This window comes from Vibrio hannami (assembly GCF_029589055.1).
GTDB lineage: Bacteria > Pseudomonadota > Gammaproteobacteria > Enterobacterales > Vibrionaceae > Vibrio > Vibrio hannami.
The window spans coordinates 1,117,909-1,140,290 of record NZ_JARQZP010000003.1; the positions used below are offsets into that span (position 1 = coordinate 1,117,909).

A 22,382-nucleotide genomic window follows, 5' to 3' on the forward strand; every position below is an offset into this window, starting at 1 on the left:
CATCCACTCACTTTTAAAAGGAAAACCAATGTTTATCGCAATCTATGAGTTTGAAGTTTCACCAGGAGAAATCACAGCGTTTCGCAATGCCTGGCTTGAAGTTACGAAAGAAATATACAAAAGCAACGGTAGTCTTGGTTCCAGGTTACACACAACTGACACTCCCAATGTTCTTATTGGATATGCACAGTGGCCAGATAAATCTACATGGGGCAACGCACCAGAAATAAAAACTGATAACTACCAGAAGAACAGGGCCATCATGAAAGAGTGTTTAATCTCTTCACGAACAATTCATCAACTGGATGTAATAATTGACCACCTTCACCAGTCAACATATGTGAAAACAGAAACGGAGCAAGCCTTATGAGAACCTATATTGAGCACGCAAACATAACCGTCATCGATGCAGAACACACAATAAAACTTCTTCTTGCTGCTGCACCAGATTGGTCAATAAGAGGCGAAGGAAGAATGGATGATTGGTTTGGAAAAGCCGTTCGCTGGTATCACGTAGGCGACGAGCAAACCTACATCACGATTCAAAACGGCGGGGATACCAACGCTAAGGGATGGACAGAGCATTGGAGTGGTGTGAAACATATAGGAATCGTTGTAGAAAGCCTTGATGACGTTATCACACGATTATCCAACTCCGGGTATCAGCTCGATCATATGGGTGGTAATCACCCTCACCGAAGAAGCGTTTACTATGTCGATAAACACAACTTACAGTTTGAGTTTGTTGAGTACCTTTCAGAAGAACCGGCACTGAAAAACGATTATAACTTAGGATAGCTACATCAGCGCCTGGCTTCTCTAAGCCGGGCTAACCAAATCGGTACGAATTTTTCTATTCTGACTTCTATTTCTGCTTTGTTCTTGTGGAACCAAACGCCTAGCCTTATTAGAGCAAACCCAATGACGGTTAATGATATTGGGTAAAGGAAATTATCTTCAAAAACCTTCACTGCAAGATGGTTCAGGTAAATAAACACACCAACACCGCCAACAATCGTAAATATACGTCGGTTTAATAACACGCCAACACAAAGCAATAGAACGTTGATGCACATGTAAATGAATTTAGCAAGTTCGCTATCTGAAGCTTGAGCCGTCATTCCTCCCCAGAACGCTAACACTCCACAAGTAAAGCCAAAATGCATAATCATCAGAATCTCTGGTTTTATAGTCAACCAGCAGAGCAAATGCTGTCATTAGCAGGCCACCATACATGGTTATCAGCTTACGGGTTTGCCATTCAGCATCTGGCCCAACAATCATCACCGCCACATCCATAGCCATATACCACAAGGTAATCGCTACTGGCATTAGCATGAATGGATAACGGAACCTGACAAAAATTAGCGCACTCACAACGAGAGTAGAAAGCTCCATATATATCCAGTGCCACTCTATAACCCGATGGTACTCTCGATAGTCAACACCTTCCGGCCATAATCCTAGCCAATCCTGTAGACCAAATACGGCTAAAGGAGTCAAACAAATGATAAACGTAGCGCATAAGCCGCTTGGTACACGCAGCCCCTTATTATTGAATGAGTTAGCAAGGTACAATCCAATAGCTGCATAGATTAATGAGAAGAGTAAAATGCCCAACCCGCCGAATGAAGACCACCCTAGGTTCATCAAAAGCGTCATAGCACCAATGGCGATTAGTGCACCGAAGTAATACAGCAGGTGGGTAAATGTAAATTGAGCAGTATTTTGCTGTTCCGATTCTATAAATATACAAAGTGCTTTGGCTTGTTCAGCCGTGATAATGCCTTTGTCTGTTGCTTTTTTTAAAGTGCTTCGATTAATGTTCATTAGAGTAACACCTTACTTTCTGCTCCAAGAAGAATAACAACGAAATCTTATACTCAACTAACCTATCATAGGACTGAGGATAGCCTATACGTTTCAAAATTGCTGGACTTAGGAAATGAATAGGAGCGGCTCGTGTTAAATGCTGAACCGCTCAAAAACGATAAGTCTTATCGAAGCTTAAACTGATTCACAATTTCAGTTAACTGGGAATTAGCTTGCGCAAGGTTGGATGCTTCAGAATTTACCTGATCTCCGCTTTCTGCAACACGCTGAACCATATCGCTCATCTTCGCCATATTCTGGGTGATTTCAGCAGCAACTGAGTTCTGCTGTTCCGCCGCAGTAGCAATCTGAACGTTCAGGTTGTTAATTCCATCCACCGACTGGCTAATTACATCCAGATCTTCTACTACCTGATTCGCCTGGGTTGAAGCCTGAACACAACTTTCTCGTGTCACGTTCATTGCATCAATCACGCTCTCTGAACTGCTTGTAAGGCGGTTAATCGTGTTCTGTATTTCTGTTGTGCTGTCCTGAGTACGTGACGCAAGAGCACGAACTTCATCTGCCACAACAGCAAACCCACGGCCATGCTCTCCAGCCCTAGCCGCCTCAATCGCCGCGTTAAGAGCCAGAAGGTTAGTCTGCTCAGCAATTTCGCCAATCACTTTCAGAACATTAGTGATTTCATTGATATCACCGCCCATCTGGTTAATTTGCGAAGCTGCATCTTCAACCTTATTAACCAGCTCAAGAACCATACCTGATGCGTGAGATACTGAGTTTTTCGACTCATCCGTTTGGCTGTTTGTGTTGCCGGTGAACTCAACCGCTTCAGCCGTGTTCTGTGCAACATCGTTTGAAGTGGCACTCATCTCGTCTAGTGAGGTAACCACCATTTCCGTTTCTGACTGATGTTCTGACAGCACTCGACGATTTTCGTCGGTTTGAGTCTGAAGGTTACCGACACTATCACCGATTCGGTTAGTCATATCAGAGATATCTAGCATCATTTTCTGCAGACTTTCTATGAATGTGTTGATATCACGCGAGATTTGACCAAGGTCATCATTACTTGCTACCGGTAGTCGTTGAGTCAGATCGCCATTGCCACTCGATAACTCGTTGACGGTCTGTTTAAGCGCAATAACTGGCTTATAGGCATAACTTAGTATTAAGTAGATAGCCAACGCAGAGAAAACAACCAGTGACAATGTTGTAATCACTGTAGTTTCGAACGACTCAGCAACAGAGTGATATACAACGGACTTATCCAGGCCAACCAGGACGTGCCATTTAGTACGATCGTCGAGTTCAATTGTCTGGAAATAGGCTACCTTATCCATACCCAATAGCGAATATTCATAGACACCTTGATCCTTCGATAGCATCTCTTTTTCAAGAGGAACCAGATCCGCAAAATCGGACAAACGAGATTTACCTGGTACATCTACTTCTCCGGTAGACGCGATAGTGAGGCCTGTTCCGTCATATAAGGCTGCCATAGCCCCATCAAACACCATCTCTTCCACGATTGGCTTTAAGATTGTGAGTTCAATATCCGCCAGAAGTACTCCAGCCAAAGCGCTACCTTTGTAAAATGGAGTTGCGATACTGATCATTAGAGTGCCGGTCGATTTCCCAGTATAGATATCGGTAATCACCGTCTTGCGTTGGCTTTTTGCTGATTTATACCACCCCCTAACTCTTGGATCGTATGAACTTGCATCGTAGCGACCTTTATTGCTGTTAAAGGCTGAGCCATCTTGGTATCCCACAACGATTGCTGAGGCATCAGACAACGCACTGATCTGTTTAAGACGCGACATGATTTCTGACTGTTCGTTTATTTCCGAGAAAGATGGCGCTGTACTTTCAAGATCGACCTTCATCGCCCTAACAAACTGAGCCACTTTATCTGCACTCGCAGATACTTTTAGCATGGAATATCTGTCTACATCCTCTGTTACCAGCCGGGATACGTTGCTGTAAGATAAGTACCCCAATATTGCCATGGATAGTGCGAGTAACAATATTGACGCCGATACAATTCGCCCTTTAAAGTTCATTATCTGGCTCAAGACAACCTCTTTTATTCATTATGTTTTTAAAATTCAGTCGAATTCTATCATGCAAATGTATTATTCACTGAATGAATGCCACTGTTTTTTCTTCAATTTTCATTAGCAATCGATTAGCTTTATATCTGCATTTTCCCATATGGAAAAATACTTTACACATAATTTCACTCGTGGAAAAAACCTCACTTTAGTATCATAAGTCCATAATTCGTTTATGGTCTTTAATATGAATCGTCCTCTTCAAATCATCTCAGATAAAAATCTTTCTCCGAAACAGAAAACTAACCTGCTTGCAGCCGAAGCAGAAAACAGTCTTCCTTATGTTTCCGTGTCAGAAAAGGTCACCAAAGCACTAGAAGAGAACGTACTGTGTGATATTTTTGAAGGCCACGCACCATACAAACCTCGGTATGTATTACCAGACTACGCTAAGTTTTTAAGCAATGGCTCAAAACACCTTGAGCTAGATCCGGCAACAAACCTGGACGAAGCAATAAACCTTCTGACGATTCTTTATCATCACGTACCTTCCGTGACGTCTATTCCCGTATATATCGGCCAGCTTGATGACATATTACTTCCCTATATCGGAGAACTTACCGAAGCGCAGATATATCAGAAATTGAAACTTTTCTGGATCATGTTAGACCGCACACTGCCAGATGCCTTTATGCACGCAAATATTGGCCCTACAGACAACGTAATCTGCCGTACCATTCTAAAAGTGGATGCCGAACTTAAACAGATAGCCCCAAACCTAACGTTTATGTACGATCCCGAAGTAACCCCTGATGATCTGCTACGCCAGGCAACCAGCAATATTTGCGAATGCAGCAAACCACATATCGCTAATTACCCGATGCATTCAAGAACATTTGATGACAAAGGTTTTGGTATTGTTAGCTGTTATAACTCACTGCCTCTCGCCGGGGGGCAAACACACTGGTTAGAATGAACCTGAAAGAAGTGGCTTTACGTTCAGATAACGCGGAACACTTCCTTGCAGACGTGCTGCCAGAGTACTGCCGTATTATGTTTGAGTTGATAGAGGCGCGTACCGCATTCCTGCATGAGCAATCTAACTTTTTTGGCAGCTTTCTTGTTCAGGAAGAGTTGATTTACGAAGACAAATTTGCACCGATGTACGGCATATATGGTATGGCGGAAGCCGTTCAAATCCTGTTTGAGAAACAGGGGCAATCATTCCAGTACGGTCGGGATGCAGAAGCCGCAAAGTTAAGCTACAAAATATCAGAAACACTAGCTGGTATCGTCGAGTCAACACCTGTCACGTACGGACTTAATGGCAGGGCCTTATTACACTCTCAGGCTGGAATCAGTCTGGACAAAGAGGTGACACCTGGCGTTCGAATTCCATATGGCACTGAACCCGATCCGGTCAGCTATATCAAGACAACCGTTAAACATCATCAATATTACCCATCGGGTATCAGTGACATCTTGACCATAGATGAAACCGTAAAAAATAACCCGGAAGCGATGTATAACCTTTGTAAAGGAGCTATTGCGCTTGGCATGCGTGAATTTACGGCCAATGTAAACTCTAACGATCTGGTTAGGGTAACCGGCTATATGGTCAAGCTATCTGATATTGCTAAATTCAAGGATCAAGGCTCCAGAACCAATACCACGTTCCTGGGATCAGAAGCGGCAGACAATACCGGCATTCTTGATCGCCAGCCAAGAGTTATCAGTCAAGAGATGTCACCTACTTACGATTTCGGCTAGATAACAAGAATATGGCGGCAACATCAGATAGCGAAAAGCGAGCAAAGGTAAGCAGAATACTTACCTTTTCTTGTGTTGATGGACCTGGTAACCGACTGGTTATCTTTCTGCAGGGATGCAACTTTTCCTGTGTGAATTGCCACAATCCACATACCATCAATCATTGCAACCATTGTGGAATCTGTGTCGAACATTGCCCCGATGGTGCACTCACCCGCAGTATTGAAGGCAAAGTATTCTGGAACGAAGCGCTCTGCTCCAACTGCGATAAATGTATCGATATTTGTTCCTATCAGTCCAACCCTAAAGGTTGGAACTATTCTGTGCCAGAACTTGTAGAGATCATCCGCGATAGTCATCTTTTTTTGCAGGGCATTACCATTTCCGGTGGAGAAGCCACACTAGAGCTACCGTTTATTACAGAACTCTTCAAAGCGATAAAAGCCGACAAAGAGTTGAGTCACCTAACTTGTTTTGTTGACAGCAATGGCTCACTACCTGACACAGGCTGGGATCGGATCCTCCCATACCTTGACGGAGCAATGATCGATTTAAAAGCATGGCAAACTGAAACACATGAGTGGTTGGCCGGTCGTGGTAACCATAGGGTGATAAAGTCTATCAATTATCTTGCCGCGCAAAACAAGCTTTATGAAGTACGCTTACTGCTCATTCCGGGAAAAACTGACCTTACCGATGAAGTATCTGCGGTAGGTGACTATTTAAATCGCTTACCTTCCAGCGTTGCTATCAGAATCAACGCCTTTCAGCACCATGGAGTAAGCGGGGAGGCTCTGTTTTGGGATACCTGTACTAAAGAAGATGTAGAAAATTTCAGAGTCAAGCTAACAGGGATTTTGGGAAGAAATATTATAACACCACCGACACTCAGTCTAGATTAGGCTTAGTCATCACTGATTTTAAGCGCGATCTCAATAAACTCATCTTTGACTTCCATAAATGCTTCCATAAGTGTTGGGTCAAAATGCGTTCCTGAATCGCTCATCATGATGTCGATGGTTCGCTCAAAACTAATAGCCTCCTTATAAACACGCTTGTTTACAAGAGCATCAAATACGTCAGCAATTGCCATTATTCTCGCTGATAGTGGTATTTCATTGCCTTTTAGCCCCATTGGATAACCACTTCCGTCCCATTTTTCATGATGACTTGCGGCAATTTCACTAGCGATCCTTAAATAAGGACTAAAACCTACATTAGCTTCAGCTTGCTTCAGCAGATCTCCTCCCAATTGAGCATGGGTTCTCATAACATCAAACTCATCATTGGATAGCTTGCCTGGCTTCAACAGTATTTTGTCCGCTATTCCAACCTTGCCGATGTCATGAAGAGGCGCTGCTGCATTTATATATTCGATGAAATCGTCATCTACTTCGTCTTTAAATTCCTCCATTGTTTGTAGCTTTTTCGCCAGAACCTTAACGTACAATCGAGTTCTGATGATATGACCGCCAGTTTCTGGATCTCTTAGTTCAGCTACTGTTGCCATACTGTCGATAACAGAAAAGTTGGCTTTAGATATTGAGGCAAGAACGGCTGTAAGGTGTTTTTCAGCAGCGTAATACTTAGCAATGGTGGCTAAAGTCAAGATAGCCAGAAAATTCGCGACACACAGAAACGGCGACACATAGAGTTGATAGTTGTACAACAACGCAGCAGGGATTACTAGGAGGAAAACTAAGATTAACAGGCTAACTAAGTAGCAAGTTCTGGGTGTAAAAGACATCACTATCATAGCGGTAAGCATACCAATAATTATGATGGTAATAGTTTCAGCATTTTCGAACCATGCAGGTGTGTAGATAACATCGTTGTTCAACACATTATCTATAAAAACAGCGTGAGCTTCTGTACCAGGGAACGCTATATCCAAACTCGTGCTAACCACATCATTTAACCCAGAAGCAGTAGCTCCAAGCAATACAATTTTACCCAGAAAAAAGTCTGGTGGCGTTGTACCGTTCAAAACATTTAATATTGGCACTGTCTGGTAACTTCGCCCCTTGCCTCGGAAGTTAAGCAATGCTCTCCCCTTTCTGTCTAAAGGGATCTCCCTACCATTAATCTCGACAGTGCTACCAGATAGCGATGGTTTTACAGTAAATCTATTCCCAAATACCGTTTCCAAACCAGCAAGCGATAAACTGGGAATAAGCTTGTTTTTATGACTCATTAGTATCGGCACACGCCGTAGCAACCCATCAGAATCAATTGATGAATTAATAAAACCAGTAGAAGCGCTCTGTTGATAGAATCCATCTAAAGGGCAGATAACGCCTTGCATCCTTGGAAACTCGAGAGATTCTATGTGGTTTGACTGTATGGTGCTTTTATTACCTGATGCACATAGACCAATATCATCCACTCTGTTTTGAGTTGCCACTGAGCCCAGAACTACCTGACTATTTGTGAGTATGCTTGATAAGTATTTATCGTTGTCTTCCAGCACGGCAGGTAGGCCCTGCACCTCAATGTCTATGCCGAAATCCATTTCTAACTGTTTTTGTATATTAACGATCGATGTTCGGTCTCGTTCCGCAAGCAAAATATCCAGTAGTAGGCTAGAGGGACGACCTTCAATAATGATTCTGATAGTTTCAGCTAAACGATATCTAGGCCAGGGCCATTGACCTATAGCCTCAAGGCTTTGGTCATCAACGTCAACGATCACTATGTTGCTAGAAGGCTGTGGGCTTGGGTAGTAGCGGTTGTAATAATCATAGATTTTCCAACCAATATTTCGCTCGCCATGAGGGGTTGTAGCTGCGTAGTAAGCGGTTCCTAATGAGAGTATCAACCCTATTATGATTGGCATGTAATTTAACAATACATTTTTAGGAAGATAATCTGACACTTAGCGTTACCAAATCTGAACTTCAACACGTCTATTTTGGGGGACATACTGACGATTTGACTTAATGAGGGGGTCGTTTTCACCGTATGAATCGATTCTGTATGTTGCGCCTGAGATGTCCGCCGCTTTTAAACGCTTTTCTACGGCTTTTGCTCTTTTAATTGATAAGCTCATATTGTAGTCGCTATTACCAGAGGCGTCCGTGTGACCAATGATATTAATAATAGGGTTAATTCGTTGTTTCGCTTTCGCGATTACGTCCAACATTAGTTTTTCGGACTTAGGAAGCAGTTTTACATCATTATGTTGAAAGTACAGTAGAAATATTTGAGCTTCTTCTGGATGAATAGAGAATAACGAAGCGTGTTTTTGCTTAATTTGTTCTATTTCTTTCACTTTTGGTGAATCTGGTTGGCTTGATGTAGAGCTGGCTGTTGTAGCACTACCAGGGGTGGTTAACGTCTGACTCCCTACCTCTGTTGAGATAGTCACCTGACTGCTTTCGTTTCCATCAGGGAGAAGAACAACTGTAGTTGATGAACACGCACTAATCACGCTGGCAAAAGCGAGTATCGTTAAAATTCTTCCTAAAATACCTTTCATCATTAATCTACCTCAACTAAAAACTTTGTTCCTCTTACACCTATAGTGGCTTGAGGCGTTTGGATTTTTACCGATTCGGGAGCAAGCTTAGACATTTTTCCTGAACTATAAATTGCAGAACCTTTGTTAAGCTTCAGTTCGAAGGCATACTCTTTTTTCTTAGGTGTGAATAGGTATCGATTTATGATGATGCTAGTGGATGGACCTAGGGACAGTTGTGTACCGTCGACAAAGAGCAGGGAAACATTACCACTTCGGCTAGTTGTAACTATATCGCCTTCAATTAAGCCATTGCCTGTTAGAAGAGGCTCTTTAGCCGAATCTCTTTGAATCAGCACATCCCCATGAGCTGTCCTAACTGTCGCGATGTATTCTAAAGAGTCATCAGCAAACAATAAGGATGAGCTGGATATTAATATCAAGGAGAACAGAACACGGAGAGCTTTTTGAACGAACATACCAACCCCTTTTTTAGATCATGGGAAGCTGTTATCTGAATCGCATAACAAATCAATAGTAGTTAGTGTAGGTTAAAGTTAGTTTACAGCTCAATAAGTTAGTTACTATATATTGATGTAGAGCACTTAACTACAAAAACCATTCATCGAATAACTAGGTTTTCTGACTCCTTGACTAATTCGTTATAAAGCCATTTCATCGAGGGGTCATTGATACTGGCTTTGTTCCAAACCATGCTAAATGCGACTTTTCCATAATCAAACGGTAACCTCTTCATGGTTAGCCCCCTCGCCTGCCTCGCGGTTTCTGCCCAGATTCTTGAGGTAGTAAACAGAAAGTCGGTTTCATGGCACATCAGCGCACCACTACCAAAGTCGGAAACCGATATGGCAATGTTTCTTGGTTTAAAACGCTGCGCCAAATTTTGTTCAAAAAACGGCACACTCAGCTCTTTTTCAACAATCCCGATATGTCTGAACTCCAGGTACTGTTCAATAGTCAACTCGCTGTTAGCCAGCGGATGTTCTGAATTCATCAGGCATACCATTTCATCATCCAGAATCGTCTGCCACTGCAAGTCGCTATTATCTGTGGGAGGCTGAGATATATCATGAGGAAGCAAAACCAGGTCGACTTGCCCACGAATCAGAGCATCCAATCCTAGCTGTTCTTTCGAGTAGACCTGAAAACGAGAATTTGGGGCTTTCTCCGAAGCTAGCTGGGCGATGATTGGAGCAAAAACCTCGAATGCACTACTTCGCATGGATAGCTTAAACGTACCAGAGTAACTCGCTGGCTCAAAGGTTTGTTGATGTATCACACCATTCATGCTGGAAAGTACCGAATGTACTATTGGACCTATTTTTATCGCATAAGCAGTCGGGACAAGGTGAGTACCATCGCGATAAAAAAGCTCATCATTCAAAAGCAGCCTTAACTGCGATAGTGTTTTACTGATACTTGAAGGACTAACACAAAGCTGTTCACTCGTTTTCGTCACACTGCTTGTCGCAAGCAGCACATGCAACACACTAAGGTGCTTCAGACTGATACGTGAAAGCTGAATGTAGTCCATCTTCGCTATCCTACTTTTTTCGTTCCCACTGAGTGATAAATGCGACAGAAGCAACAATGATTGCCGCGCCGAGCCACAAACGTCCTGGTGGTACCCAGCCAAATACTAACCACCCTAAAAAAACATTCATCGGTAGTTTTGCGTGATCAAAAGGCTGAACAAACGAAGCATCCGCAACCGCATACGCTTTTACAATCGCCCATTGAGCGATTGCCGTTGCACACCCGGCCAAAACCAATAATATCCAGACATTCGTCCCATGTGGTGTTTCCCATGCCGGTGCTGCCAAAAACATATTGAACGGCGTGATCAGCACCAGAAAATAAACAATCATAGTTGATGGCGAGTCTTCAGAGGATAGCTTTTTCACCATCAGCGAATAACAAGCCCAGAAGAAAGCAGCTCCAACAGGAAGCAAAGTTGCCCAGCTGAAGTCTTCAGCCCACGGCTCTAGTATGATCATCGCCCCACCAAAACCGGTTAATGTTGCAATCCACCTTGCGGCTCCGACGTTTTCTTTGAGTAATAACCCTGAGCCTAAGGTTGCAAACAACGGTGATGTCATTAACAGTGCTATTCCTTGCCAGATTGGCACAGGATATGCCAACGCCCACATCCAGAGTTGAACACCAACAACGGCTAAAAAACCCTAAACAGGTGTTGGAAAAGATGGTTGGTTCTTAGTGAGTTTTTGATGCCAAGCGTAGACAGGTAAGGAAGTATCACAACAAAGGCAACGGCATACTGGATAAGGGCTACCGTTGTTGATGCAACACCATAATTAATACTGGCGTACTGTGCGAAACTGTTAACAATGGCAAAGGATAAACCTGCCGTAAGCATCCAGCTCGCACCTTGTATAGGAGAATGTGAAGACATATTAAAAGTAAGATAATTAAAAGTACGCGAGCATCATAATCCTGCAACATGCAAATTACCAGATATCGGCTCTAATCCTGATAGGCGCATGTTACTTTCTGATTTGCAAGTATTAATTCTAGCTCTTCTGCAGGCATAGGTGCACCCAGGAAATAACCCTGTGCACAACCGCATTCACTAGATGCCAGTACATCCAGCTGCTCCCGTGTTTCAACACCTTCTGCTATCACCTTCAATGATGAAGCTCTGCCAAGGGCAATGATGGCGTTTGCAATTGCACTACTTTGCTTGTCTTCAATATCAGCGATAAAAGAACGATCTATTTTGATTTTGGTAAGTGGCAACTGCTGAAGGTAACTCAACGATGAATAGCCGGTACCAAAATCATCAATGGCAATCTCCACATCAATATTTCTGAGCACTTCCAATTGTGCAATCGCACCACCGGAATTATCCATCATGGCACTTTCCGTAACTTCCAACTCAAGATATTGAGGGCTCAAGTTATTTGCTATCAGCGTCTTTTCTACTAATTCAGAAAAATCACCTTTGTGTAGTTGTCGGCCAGATACATTGACGGCAACCCGTCCGAACTCAAATCCCTTTTCTCGCCATATTGAAGCCTGTCGGCACGCGGTAGACAACACCCACTCTCCAATATGTTCAATTAGCCCCGTTTTCTCCGCTACCGGAATAAAGTCAGCAGGCGGAACTGGGCCCAAAGTGGGGTGTTCCCAACGAAGTAATGCCTCCAGGCCGGTAAGGCGACCACTCTGAATATTATATTGAGGTTGGTAAACTAACCTGAAATCATCATTCTCTAAGGCGTCGTGCATCGCCTCCTGTAGCCTGAGGTGGGATTCAGATTCCTGTGTAAGAGACTGAGTGTAAAAGGCATAGTTGTTGCGACCGTTCTGCTTCGCCCTGTACATTGCCGCATCAGCATTTCGAAGCAAGGTATCACTGTCTTCACCATCCTCTGGATATAAAGAAATACCGACACTACCCGTCAATCGATGCTTTTTATTATTCGATAACTCTATCTGAGTGCCAAATAGCGCCATGAGCTTATTGACAACAACCATAACATTATCAACGTTAGACACACCAGAAATCAGTACCACAAACTCGTCTCCCCCAATTCGGGCAACCGTGTCTTCTTCCCTGACACACTCTTCAAGACGGTCTGCAACTTCGCAAAGTACCTCATCTCCAATCAAGTGCCCGTAGGTATCGTTGATATGCTTAAAGTGGTCGACATCGATAAAGATGGTTGCCAGTCTGCCGCCATGACGTTTAACGTGATGAATCTCATGTTCAATTTGATTAGACAGTTTGAGTCGATTTGGAAGATCCGTCAGCGGATCGTGATAGGCCATGTGAATGAGTTCGGCTTCACTTTGCTTCTGCTGAGATATATCTACAAAAACAGAAACATAGTTACAGGCATCACCCTTTTCATCGTATACAACGCTGATAGTAGAGAGCTCGGGATAAACTGCACCGTCCTTACGTCGGTTCCATAGCTCCCCTTTCCATCGACCTTCTTCCACTAAAGCTCCCCACATTTCTTCATAGAAAGCCTTGTCGTGACGACCTGATTTTAAGAATCTCGGATTTCGTCCAATCGCTTCGGCTTGCGAATAACCTGTCACTTCGCAAAATGCCTGATTTACATAGACGATATTCCCCAACCTGTCGGTAATAATTACCCCTTCAACAGAGTTTTCGAATACCGTTCCGGCAATCATTAACTGCTCTTCGATTAGCTTTCGGTTGGTAACATTACGGGTCATCCCGATAGTACCCATCACCTTACCATTGCGATCCGTAAGTGGTGCTTTGATCGTTTCATGCCAGCTATTACCATCCACATCAACCGCGTTTGAGCACTCTTCAACAACTAATTGATGCCCTGCTGTAATTACCCGCTGATCTGCATTGAGAAATTTTTCAGCAATCTCTTTTTCAAACAGGTCGAAGTCTGTCTTGCCAATTAGCTCTTCTCGTTCCTGCTTCCATGCTGTCTGACAAGACGAATTAAAATGCGTATAAACTCCTTCCGGATCTTTAATCCAAATATGGTCATCAAAACAGTCAATAAACTCCTGGAAGGAAGGTTCAGGAAATAGTTTAGGGCTAGCTGTTAACTCACTTTGACGACTCTTGACTTCGGTGTTAAATACCTCGGTGAGGTTCTTCTCTATATGGCTTGATAAGTTGGCTGATAGCACCCGAACCTGCTCTGATTCTGGCTTATTGTCAGAATATGAAATCAACAGTCCATAGACTGAATTATCAGGCCAAAATACAAGACTCGTAGAAATAAATGAGAATTCAGACGAGCTTAAGACAAGCTCTTTCTTATCGAATAGAACATCTAGCCGGCAATTCGCAACTTCTTTGACCACTTTTTCCTGATCAAAAACATCATCAGAATGCGTAACGACATCCGATATTTTTTCACCATCAATACGCGCCAATAAAAATTTGTAGCCAGAAAGAGCAGCCATAATCGAGAAGTTGTTATACCACTCACTCATAACCGCTAATGAGATTTTGTCACCGAACATAAAAAATTCTTTTGCTGCACTCCGTCAACTAAGCCAACTCATGGCTTAGATTGGCAGGCCAATATCCATAATTGATAATAATATAACAAGTAATTCGGCATATAACACAGCTATGTGGCACAGTTTGCAATCTCAGTCTTCAGAAATAGCAATTTGGTAGTATCTTTCTTCGTTATTTTTTATCAGTGCAAACACTTCACGATCTAATTTTCCACTCTCGACCAGAGGCTCTAGTCTCGACATGATGTCTTCCATAGAAAGGTGAAGCAGACGATACGGTCTTTTTTGTGCAAGCGCCTGGAAGTTATCTGCTACAGCTATAATCCTTGAAGGGAGATCAAGATCTTCACCATTTTTGTTGTATGGATAGCCTGAACCGTCAAGTCGTTCATGATGATTAGAGGCCCATTCACCAATTGGAGAGTTAGGGAAAAAGCTCCTCAAAGTATGTTCAGTATCCACGGTATGCCTTCGGATACGCGTATATTCTTCCCGTGTTAGACGGTTCCCCTTATTGAGAATTTCATCTGGTGTGCGTAATTTCCCGATATCATGAAGCAGCCCTGCTACATATATCAACTGCTGAATAGACTTGCTTAACCCCAACTCATCCGCCAGTGTCATTGATAACACCGCGACCTTCTCAGAATGCTGGTAAGTAAACGGGCTTTTTGCATCAACGATCCTGGCAAGAAATCTGGCCATCTGCTTAACATCATTAATACTAAGCTCACCACTGTATTCGCCATCCGAGTCTTCGGACAATGCCTGAACTTCTATGTACGCAGTGTCCATGTTGTACCAAAAGCCATCCATAAATATGAGCTGTTCCATGGCTTCAACCATTTCAGGATTGAACATGGTTCCTGCCTGAGACTTAATATGTTCGGCAATCAGCTCTTTATGCAGTGTGACCGCTTCCTGATGGTTATCCTGAATATAGTAGGCGCGAAGAAAATCCAGTCTGTCAGCGATATAAACGATCGCTGCGATATCACGGTTAAATTCCGTTAACTCTAGATTTTTCAACTCTTCCCATTGTGTATGGTGATACAAAATCGGTACTGCAAATCGACTAAGTAGCGGGCAATTAGTCAGTTCCTGATGACCACGAATACAGTGTTCCCGGACGTTTTCCGGTTGAAGCTCTCCAACAAGAGCCGAATGCTCTTCTGTTGTCGATACACCGCAATCGTGGATCAAACCGGTATAGTACGCAAACCTGGCTTTTTTGTTGTCCCAGCCCAGTCTTTTTGCGCATTCATAAGCCATATAGGCTACCCTATGCCCGTGATTTATGTCATCTATACCTACAAAATCCAGAGCGCGTGCAATCATTAACAGGGCATGCCTGAGATCGATTGTTATTCTTTCCTGAACTACCATAGCCAACACCATATATTTATTTTTTATGGATTAAGCATAAGCCAATATAACGACAAATTCGAAATCAAACATGAGAAAGTTAGTTATAACAAAACCTTGCTTGCAAATAATCCTCTTCAACCTATCCTGGATATCAATCTCACGTGTATTTTTTCTTGACGCAACACTTTTATGGGGTAACATACCGCATAAAGACAAGGACAGTATTTTATGGCAAAAATCTCTCAGGAAGAAAGAAACAAAAAGCTCGAGCAATACAATGCCTATATCGAGCAGCTTTTTTTTACTGAAGGATGGGCTGAAGTCACTCTTTCGAGGGTAGCGAAACACTTTAATGTTAGCTTGAGCTCTGTGCAGAGATACTTTCCAAAAAGAAAAGACTTGTCCCTTGCTTTTCGTCATAAACTTATTGGAATTGTTTACGAAGATCTTGATGTTAGCAGTAAAGCAGCATTTGTTGATAGCTGGACAAATAAGCTCTCACAACCAAGATTCAGGCGTATTGTAGAAATGTTCGTACAAGCGAATATGTCAGATACCCTGGACGAACAAGCTTCAGCTGCTGTATCAAAGTTGGTGCAAGATCTTAAAAAGAACATGAGCGCTCAGGATGCGCATGAAGCAATAGAAATAGCATTCGGAAAGGTAACCCTGTTGAATATACAATATTAAACAGAGTGATTTAGATAATGAAATTATAAAGGGTTAACGCCCTTTTTTAAAACAATTAATGCGTAATACAACCCCATTAAAATAATTTGCGCTAACAACGTCAGTAACTACTTATAAATAATTTGCCTGAACGCAGGGTTAAAAAATGATTACTTATACCTTTAGCTCTCCCAGCCAAAAATTAAGCTGGAAAAGCAAAAACAGGCGCTATATAGCCATGCCATTAAGTGAAATTAGAAAAAACTTGCTTGATGTTGCAAAACAAAGTGATACGGAAGAAACAAAGCATCTATTTAATGCCCTTGCATTGGCTGAGGACCTCACTGTAGATGTGTCATAGTAAATGCCAGGTTCGCACTAATAAATAGTTCTATAATGAACTAATGTATGTGACAACACGACGTTATTTGAATAAATCTTTAGATGTACGGAGTCACTATGTTAGAACACGGAACTTATACAAAAGAAACCAACGGGAATATTGTTATCTTCACTTTAATTGGAGAGTTCAACGAACCCGGTGTAATTGCTTGCTTAGAAATGCAGAAAAAGGCGATTGAGAGCTATGGTGATAAAGAGTGCTTTCTACTGGTTGATTCCACTCAACAAACCGGAGCTACTCCTGAAGCATACCAGGCAGTAGATCGCTTTTATCGTGATCTGGATTATAAGCACCTATCCGCAATTGCTATCGTTCACGAAAGTTATGCTTTGCTTCGATTACATGAACGAGACATTCCAGAACTAAAGAGACACAATTCAAGAATATTCCCGGATAGAGCTTCTGCCATTTTATGGCTTGAGAGTGGAGGCAAATAGCACAGAAATTCACCGGTCTACATTTCAAGATTCATTCCTATAAATCTATATCAACTAACGTTTTTTTGACGTACCAATCAATATCCAGAAAATAGTTTATTAGCAGACGCTTAAATCATTCATGTGACCTATATTTTCATATAGATTATGAGAATAACTGATTCAAATGAGGATATAGGTTGATGAATATGTCATTTAGAAACATAACATTATCACGACTATTGCTGTTATCTCTTCTTTGCGTAGGTGTTATACCTGCATTGCTTGTAGGCTTGATATCCGGGAGCTTATTCAGAAACGAGCTGGAAGCACAAACCTACAACCAATTAAGCGCTATTAGAGAGGTAAAAAGCTACCAGATTAATAGTTTCTTCGAAGAACGGAAAAACGATATTTTGGTTCTTAGTGAGATCATTAACACCTTCAATAACGAAGCTGTTTCTGTACTGGAATCAACCAACAAAGCCCGTGAGAATGAACTAAAAGAGTATATAAACACTCTGAAACACGAACTTAAAATTTTTGCTCACGCAGCTTCTGTGGTTGACGCAGTAGACAACTTTTCCCGCGCGTTTGATTTTCAAGGCAAGTCAACAGAAGAGCTGCTCTGGAAAGACGCAGCAGAAAAATATGGTCCTCAAATTGATGAATTCAACAATGAATTTGGTTGGTATGACGCTTTCTTAATCAATATAGATGGGGACATACTTTATACCTCAGCCAGAGAATCAGATTTAGCTCAAAACGTAAACTCTGAACTCATTAAAGGCTCAGGATTACAACAAGCTTACGAGCAAGCACGTCTATCTCCCGATGATAGTAGTGACATCTTTTTTGGAGACTTCGTAGCATACGGACCATCCAATAACGAACCAGCTGGTTTCTTCCTGACAAAAGTCCTGGATCAGTACGACACACATGTTGGTTACGCTGCACTGCAATTCCCTATTGATCATATATCAAAAATCCTTTCCTCTGATAGCGATGTTCTCAGCTACTTGGTTGGTCCTGATCGCCTTTTACGTTCAGACAGAGTGGATCTGTCGGTTAAAGAATCATTCCTAAATTCAGTGAGGATGGAGAAACCTTCTAATGCTACGGCTCTTTCTGACTCCACACAGATTAGCCGAGACAGGAACAACCAACTTATCCTAAGTGCCAGCCGAACGATTCAAATTACAGATGACCTTAGTTGGGAGGTAGTATCGGATATCAATATTCTTGATGCTCTGGTACCTACTGATTCAACTAACAGAGAGCTATATCAAACCTATATCGAAAGATACAACTATTACGACCTGTTTATCATCGAGCCTGAAGGAGAAATATTTTACTCCGCTGCAAGAGAGGCTGATTTTGGTACAAACCTGATCAACGGTAAATATTCCGGTTCCAATCTGGGTCAATTGTTCCGCGAGGTTAAAAACAACAAAGTATACAGCATGGTCGACTTCTCTCCTTATGAACCATCTAACTTCGACCCTGCTTCCTTTATTGCACAACCTATATTCTCAAAACAGGGAGATTTAGTCCTAGTGGTTGCGTTACAGCTCTCACTCGATGCCATTAATGCTGTAATGAGCACGCGCGAGGGTATGGGGGAAACCGGTGAGTCTTATCTGATTGGCTCAGACAACCGAATGCGCTCTGACTCCTATTTAGACCCAACTGGGCGTTCTGTTAAGGCATCTTTCTCAGGCTCAGTCGAGAAGAATGGTGTCCAAACCATTGCCACAGATGCCGCACTGCGGGGAGAAACGGGTTCTGAGATTATCATCGACTATAATGGCAATCCGGTACTGTCCTCTTTTGCACCACTTGATATTGATGAACTCCGCTGGGCTTTGCTAGTAGAAATTGACGAGCAAGAAGCGTTTGCCGCCCTTACTACAATAGAAAAACTGCTGTTCATATTGCTAGCCGTCGTCATTGTGACCGTAATTATAGTTGGCGTGATGTTAGCTAATTCAATCAAAAAGCCACTGGGCGGAGAACCAAAAGCGATGATTGCATTGGCAGCACAAGTCGCCAGTGGTGACCTGACCCATAAGTTCGACGAAACTATCGCAGACAACACTCTATATGGTTCATTAAGAAATATGTCGACTAACCTGAAAAGTATCGTCTCTAAAATGCTGGAATCGAGCAACACACTTGCATCGACTTCGGAAGAAACCTCTGCAGTATCGGAACAAACCAGTACATCGATCACCAACCAGAATTCGGATATAGAACAAGTAGCAACCGCTATCAATGAAATGGCAAGTACCACTTCCGATGTTGCTAAAAACACACACGATGCAGCATTAGCGTCGGAGCAGGCAGCGCAACAAAGTCAAACTGGTTTAGAAACACTGGAGAACAATATCTCGGCAATTAATGAATTGATCGCTTCGGTAAATAGCACTTCAGATCAGGTTGTAGAACTAAAGAACGAGAGTGAAGCGATAGATAAAGTGCTGGAGGTGATTCAGGAGATAGCAGAGCAGACTAACTTGCTGGCACTGAATGCTGCAATTGAAGCTGCAAGAGCTGGCGAATCAGGAAGAGGCTTTGCCGTTGTTGCCGACGAAGTAAGAACCCTGGCTCAGCGAACACAAGACTCTGCTCTAGAAATCCAACAGATGATCACTGGCATACAAGGCTCTGCGAATTCAGTAAGCAGCAGCATTCAGATTAGTGCATCAAATGCCGCTTCCGCTGGTGAACTTTCCGAGCAAACTCGCGAGGCATTTGTGAGCATTACTGAGTCTATCAATGCCATTGATAACATGATGACACAGATATCTACAGCATCTGAAGAACAGGCACATGTCACTGAAGAAATAAATGAGAAAATTCTTACTATAAACGATGTTTCTGTTCAAACCGCTGCGGCATCTGAACAGTTAAGCGCGGCAAGTCAGGAAGTCGCTCGCTCAGCCGAAGAGCTAAGCGAGCTTACCAGACAGTTTAAAGTTTAATCCATTTGAAGCGAATGAAGCGGAGTCCTTATTCCGCTTCTACTTCTCTACAAGAATTTGTTCGCTGGTTAATCCCGTCATAGAACGTAGTTGGCGCCAGGCATAGTAGAACACTCCCGCCATCACCAACATACTTGGGATAGCGATCATCGGGTAACTATATAAAGTTAGTTTACCCAACTGCTCATTAAACTCTACACTCCCCGCAGGGCTAGTCACTATCCAGGTGGTCAGGAAATAGTTCATCGCGGAAGAAAAGAAGAAGGTGCTGGCAAACAGATAGTTTGATGTCGTCAAGCACTGCTCAAACTCAAGCTGCTTACCCGCTTTCGCTAAACGGTCTCTGATTAAAGAGATATTGAATAGCGTTTCGTTGAAGAACATTTTCTTCACTAGTGAGTAGCGCGTGAACGTTGAGATAAGAACACCCACACCTATCAATCCAGGAATCAAAGCTTCTTTGAATGCCAGCCAACGAGTATCAAGTTCAAGCAACCCAACTCCGCCTGTCAATAACACACTGACAAAACCAAGAGCGGCAATAAAGTTCATTTTCTTATTTAGTAGAAGCTCTCTTGCGCCATAGCCAGCAGGGAAAGCTAGCGCAACCACAAGAGCAACAACAGGTCCAAGCTGATCGTCTCCGCTTAACTTCATCAAAATCAACGAAGGTATCAATACATTGAAGGCAACCTCAAACATCGGGTTGCTTTTTTTGCTCTTATCCATCTTAACTCGCCAGAATAGATTGCTACTTATCTAAAGATAGCGAATTGTTCCTTGCTTACACCATGTTGTAAAGTTAAATAATCGAATTACTCTGTAACGACTTGTAACACTTGTATATAAAAAGCGGCCCTGGCAGAAAATAGTGAACCATGAGCCGCTAATATTTTTAGAAGAATCCTAGTGGGTTAACGTCATAGCTAACGAGCAAGTTCTTCGTGTTCTGGTAGTGGTCAAGCATCATCTTATGGGTTTCCCTACCGATACCGGATTTCTTATATCCGCCAAAGGCAGCGTGCGCCGGATACATGTGATAACAGTTTACCCAGATTCGGCCTGCCTCAATTGAACGCCCCATTCGATATGCACGGTTTGCGTCACGTGTCCAAAGCCCGGCTCCGAGGCCGTACTCGGTATCATTAGCGATCTCTAGCGCTTCTTTTTCATCCTTAAAGGTAGTAATAGCGATAACTGGCCCGAAAATCTCTTCCTGGAACACTCGCATATTGTTTTTCCCCTGAAGAATGGTTGGCTGGATGTAATATCCCGTGTTTAGGTTGCTATCTGTCTCAGCGACCTCTCCACCTAGCAGTACTTTCGCTCCCTCTTCTTGCCCTACTTTCAGATACCCCAGGATCTTATCAAACTGCTCTTGTGATGCTTGCGCACCCACCTGAGTCTCTGTGTCCATCGGGTTACCTTGCTTTATCGTCTGAGCTCGCTCTACCACCTTAGCGATAAATTTCTCGTAAACGGACTCCTGAACTAACACACGGGAAGGACAGGTACACACCTCACCCTGATTAAAGAAGCCAAGTAGCATGCCTTCAACACACTTATCAAGATACGCATCTTCATGTTCAAACACATCTTCAAAATAGATGTTTGGAGATTTACCCCCTAATTCCACTGTAGAAGGGATCAGATTGTCTGCTGCACATTTAAGAATATGCTGACCAACACTCGTTGAGCCTGTGAACGCTAACTTAGCGATGCGTTCACTCGTTGCAAGCGCCTGACCCGCTTCTGAGCCGAAACCATTAACCACATTTACAACACCATCAGGAATCAAGTCACCTATTTTCTCCATCAGTACCAATATTGAAGTAGGAGTCTGCTCAGCCGGTTTTAAAACCACGCAACACCCAGCCGCCAGTGCGGGAGCCAGTTTCCATGCTGCCATCAATAAAGGGAAGTTCCATGGAATAATTTGACCAACAACACCCACTGGTTCAGGGAAATGATAACTAGCCGTATTTACGTCAAGCTCTGCTGCAGTGCCTTCTTGTGCTCTGACACAACCGGCAAAGTACCTAAAGTGGTCAACGACAAGAGGTAAGTCAGCGGCTAAGGTTTCCCTAACTGGCTTGCCATTTTCCCAGGTTTCAGTAACAGCTAACTCCTCGAGGTTTTGCTCTATGCGATCAGCGATCTTTAATAAGATATTTGCCCTCTCACCTGCGCTTGTAGCCGCCCAGCCAGCTCTCGCCTTATGAGCTGCATCCATTGCCAGGTCAACATCTTCCTGAGTCGAGCGTGCGACTTTACAATAAGGCTGACCGTTTACCGGGGAGATGTTTTCAAAATACTCCCCTCTGCTTGGTTCTACCCATTGGCCACCAATATAGTTCTGATAAACCTCTTTAAAGCCAATAATCGAGCCTTCTGTTCCCGGTTGAGCATATATCATGT

The 22,382-nt window shown here is 42.9% G+C and carries 18 protein-coding genes and 2 pseudogenes; 8 read left to right on the forward strand and 12 right to left on the reverse strand.

The genetic code is table 11. The annotated features are described in order from the left end of the window. Positions 1 to 28: 28 nt before the first annotated feature. Complete coding sequence (locus P7F88_RS06760; protein WP_277823059.1) at positions 29 to 370, forward strand: putative quinol monooxygenase; 342 nt, start codon at positions 29 to 31, stop codon at positions 368 to 370. Continuing rightward, positions 367 to 798, forward strand: a complete 432-nt coding sequence (locus P7F88_RS06765) for a VOC family protein (protein ID WP_277823061.1) — start codon at positions 367 to 369, stop codon at positions 796 to 798. The genes P7F88_RS06760 and P7F88_RS06765 overlap by 4 nt, the downstream gene beginning before the upstream one ends. Before the next feature lie 5 nt (positions 799 to 803). On the opposite strand, the gene P7F88_RS06770 is transcribed toward P7F88_RS06765, so the two are convergent. The 3 genes from P7F88_RS06770 to P7F88_RS06780 all read right to left on the reverse strand — a co-directional run bounded on the left by P7F88_RS06770 (position 804) and on the right by P7F88_RS06780 (position 3,911). After that, positions 804 to 1,121 (reverse strand): hypothetical protein, encoded by a 318-nt coding sequence (locus P7F88_RS06770; protein WP_277823063.1) that lies wholly within the window; start codon positions 1,119 to 1,121, stop codon positions 804 to 806. Further along, entirely contained in the window at positions 1,099 to 1,830 is a 732-nt protein-coding gene (locus P7F88_RS06775; RefSeq protein WP_277823065.1) for a hypothetical protein, read from the reverse strand. The genes P7F88_RS06770 and P7F88_RS06775 overlap by 23 nt, the downstream gene beginning before the upstream one ends. A gap of 167 nt (positions 1,831 to 1,997) precedes the next feature. Beyond that, positions 1,998 to 3,911 (reverse strand): methyl-accepting chemotaxis protein, encoded by a 1,914-nt coding sequence (locus P7F88_RS06780; protein WP_277823067.1) that lies wholly within the window; start codon positions 3,909 to 3,911, stop codon positions 1,998 to 2,000. A gap of 214 nt (positions 3,912 to 4,125) precedes the next feature. Between P7F88_RS06780 and P7F88_RS06785 the strand changes: the two are divergent. Continuing rightward, positions 4,126 to 5,660 (forward strand): annotated as a pseudogene (locus P7F88_RS06785) (YjjI family glycine radical enzyme). Between the two features lie 11 nt (positions 5,661 to 5,671). Further along, positions 5,672 to 6,562, forward strand: coding sequence for a YjjW family glycine radical enzyme activase (locus P7F88_RS06790; RefSeq protein WP_277823069.1), 891 nt, complete (start codon positions 5,672 to 5,674; stop codon positions 6,560 to 6,562). A gap of 2 nt (positions 6,563 to 6,564) precedes the next feature. On the opposite strand, the gene P7F88_RS06795 is transcribed toward P7F88_RS06790, so the two are convergent. The 7 genes and pseudogenes from P7F88_RS06795 to P7F88_RS06825 form a co-directional block, all read right to left on the reverse strand. Continuing rightward, the gene (locus P7F88_RS06795; protein WP_277823071.1) at positions 6,565 to 8,535 is read right to left on the reverse strand and encodes a CHASE2 domain-containing protein; all 1,971 of its coding nucleotides are present in this window, start codon (positions 8,533 to 8,535) and stop codon (positions 6,565 to 6,567) included. 6 nt (positions 8,536 to 8,541) lie between these two features. Beyond that, positions 8,542 to 9,141 carry an OmpA family protein gene (locus tag P7F88_RS06800; RefSeq protein ID WP_277823073.1) on the reverse strand — a complete coding sequence of 200 codons (600 nt, stop codon included), beginning with the start codon at positions 9,139 to 9,141 and terminating at the stop codon, positions 8,542 to 8,544. Further along, on the reverse strand, positions 9,141 to 9,596 hold the full coding sequence (locus P7F88_RS06805; protein WP_277823075.1) for a FecR family protein: 456 nt from the start codon (positions 9,594 to 9,596) through the stop codon (positions 9,141 to 9,143). Before P7F88_RS06805 ends, P7F88_RS06800 begins: the two co-directional genes overlap by 1 nt. Positions 9,597 to 9,739: 143 nt before the next feature. Beyond that, a complete protein-coding gene (locus tag P7F88_RS06810) occupies positions 9,740 to 10,672 on the reverse strand; it encodes a LysR family transcriptional regulator (protein ID WP_277823078.1) in 933 nt (310 codons plus the stop codon). A 10-nt stretch (positions 10,673 to 10,682) separates the two neighbouring features. Continuing rightward, positions 10,683 to 11,551, reverse strand: a pseudogene (locus P7F88_RS06815) (DMT family transporter). Positions 11,552 to 11,622: 71 nt separating this feature from the next. Beyond that, positions 11,623 to 14,124, reverse strand: coding sequence for a sensor domain-containing protein (locus P7F88_RS06820; protein ID WP_277823080.1), 2,502 nt, complete (start codon positions 14,122 to 14,124; stop codon positions 11,623 to 11,625). Between the two features lie 132 nt (positions 14,125 to 14,256). Continuing rightward, the gene (locus P7F88_RS06825) at positions 14,257 to 15,510 is read right to left on the reverse strand and encodes an HD-GYP domain-containing protein (RefSeq protein ID WP_277823082.1); all 1,254 of its coding nucleotides are present in this window, start codon (positions 15,508 to 15,510) and stop codon (positions 14,257 to 14,259) included. 210 nt (positions 15,511 to 15,720) lie between these two features. Between P7F88_RS06825 and P7F88_RS06830 the strand changes: the two genes are divergently transcribed. The 4 genes from P7F88_RS06830 (at position 15,721) to P7F88_RS06845 (ending at position 19,964) form a co-directional block, all read left to right on the forward strand. Continuing rightward, positions 15,721 to 16,182 (forward strand): TetR family transcriptional regulator, encoded by a 462-nt coding sequence (locus P7F88_RS06830; RefSeq protein ID WP_277823083.1) that lies wholly within the window; start codon positions 15,721 to 15,723, stop codon positions 16,180 to 16,182. A gap of 145 nt (positions 16,183 to 16,327) precedes the next feature. Continuing rightward, entirely contained in the window at positions 16,328 to 16,522 is a 195-nt protein-coding gene (locus P7F88_RS06835; RefSeq protein WP_277823085.1) for a hypothetical protein, read from the forward strand. Positions 16,523 to 16,620: 98 nt separating this feature from the next. After that, on the forward strand, positions 16,621 to 17,001 hold the full coding sequence (locus P7F88_RS06840) for a hypothetical protein (RefSeq protein ID WP_277823087.1): 381 nt from the start codon (positions 16,621 to 16,623) through the stop codon (positions 16,999 to 17,001). Positions 17,002 to 17,183: 182 nt separating this feature from the next. After that, positions 17,184 to 19,964, forward strand: coding sequence for a methyl-accepting chemotaxis protein (locus tag P7F88_RS06845; RefSeq protein ID WP_277823089.1), 2,781 nt, complete (start codon positions 17,184 to 17,186; stop codon positions 19,962 to 19,964). 39 nt (positions 19,965 to 20,003) lie between these two features. On the opposite strand, the gene P7F88_RS06850 is transcribed toward P7F88_RS06845, so the two are convergent. Together P7F88_RS06850 and exaC are read right to left on the reverse strand one after the other, a co-directional pair. Continuing rightward, the gene (locus tag P7F88_RS06850; RefSeq protein ID WP_277823091.1) at positions 20,004 to 20,693 is read right to left on the reverse strand and encodes a VC0807 family protein; all 690 of its coding nucleotides are present in this window, start codon (positions 20,691 to 20,693) and stop codon (positions 20,004 to 20,006) included. A 166-nt stretch (positions 20,694 to 20,859) separates the two neighbouring features. Beyond that, the gene (gene exaC, locus P7F88_RS06855; protein ID WP_277823093.1) at positions 20,860 to 22,380 is read right to left on the reverse strand and encodes an acetaldehyde dehydrogenase ExaC; all 1,521 of its coding nucleotides are present in this window, start codon (positions 22,378 to 22,380) and stop codon (positions 20,860 to 20,862) included. Positions 22,381 to 22,382 lie beyond the last annotated feature (2 nt).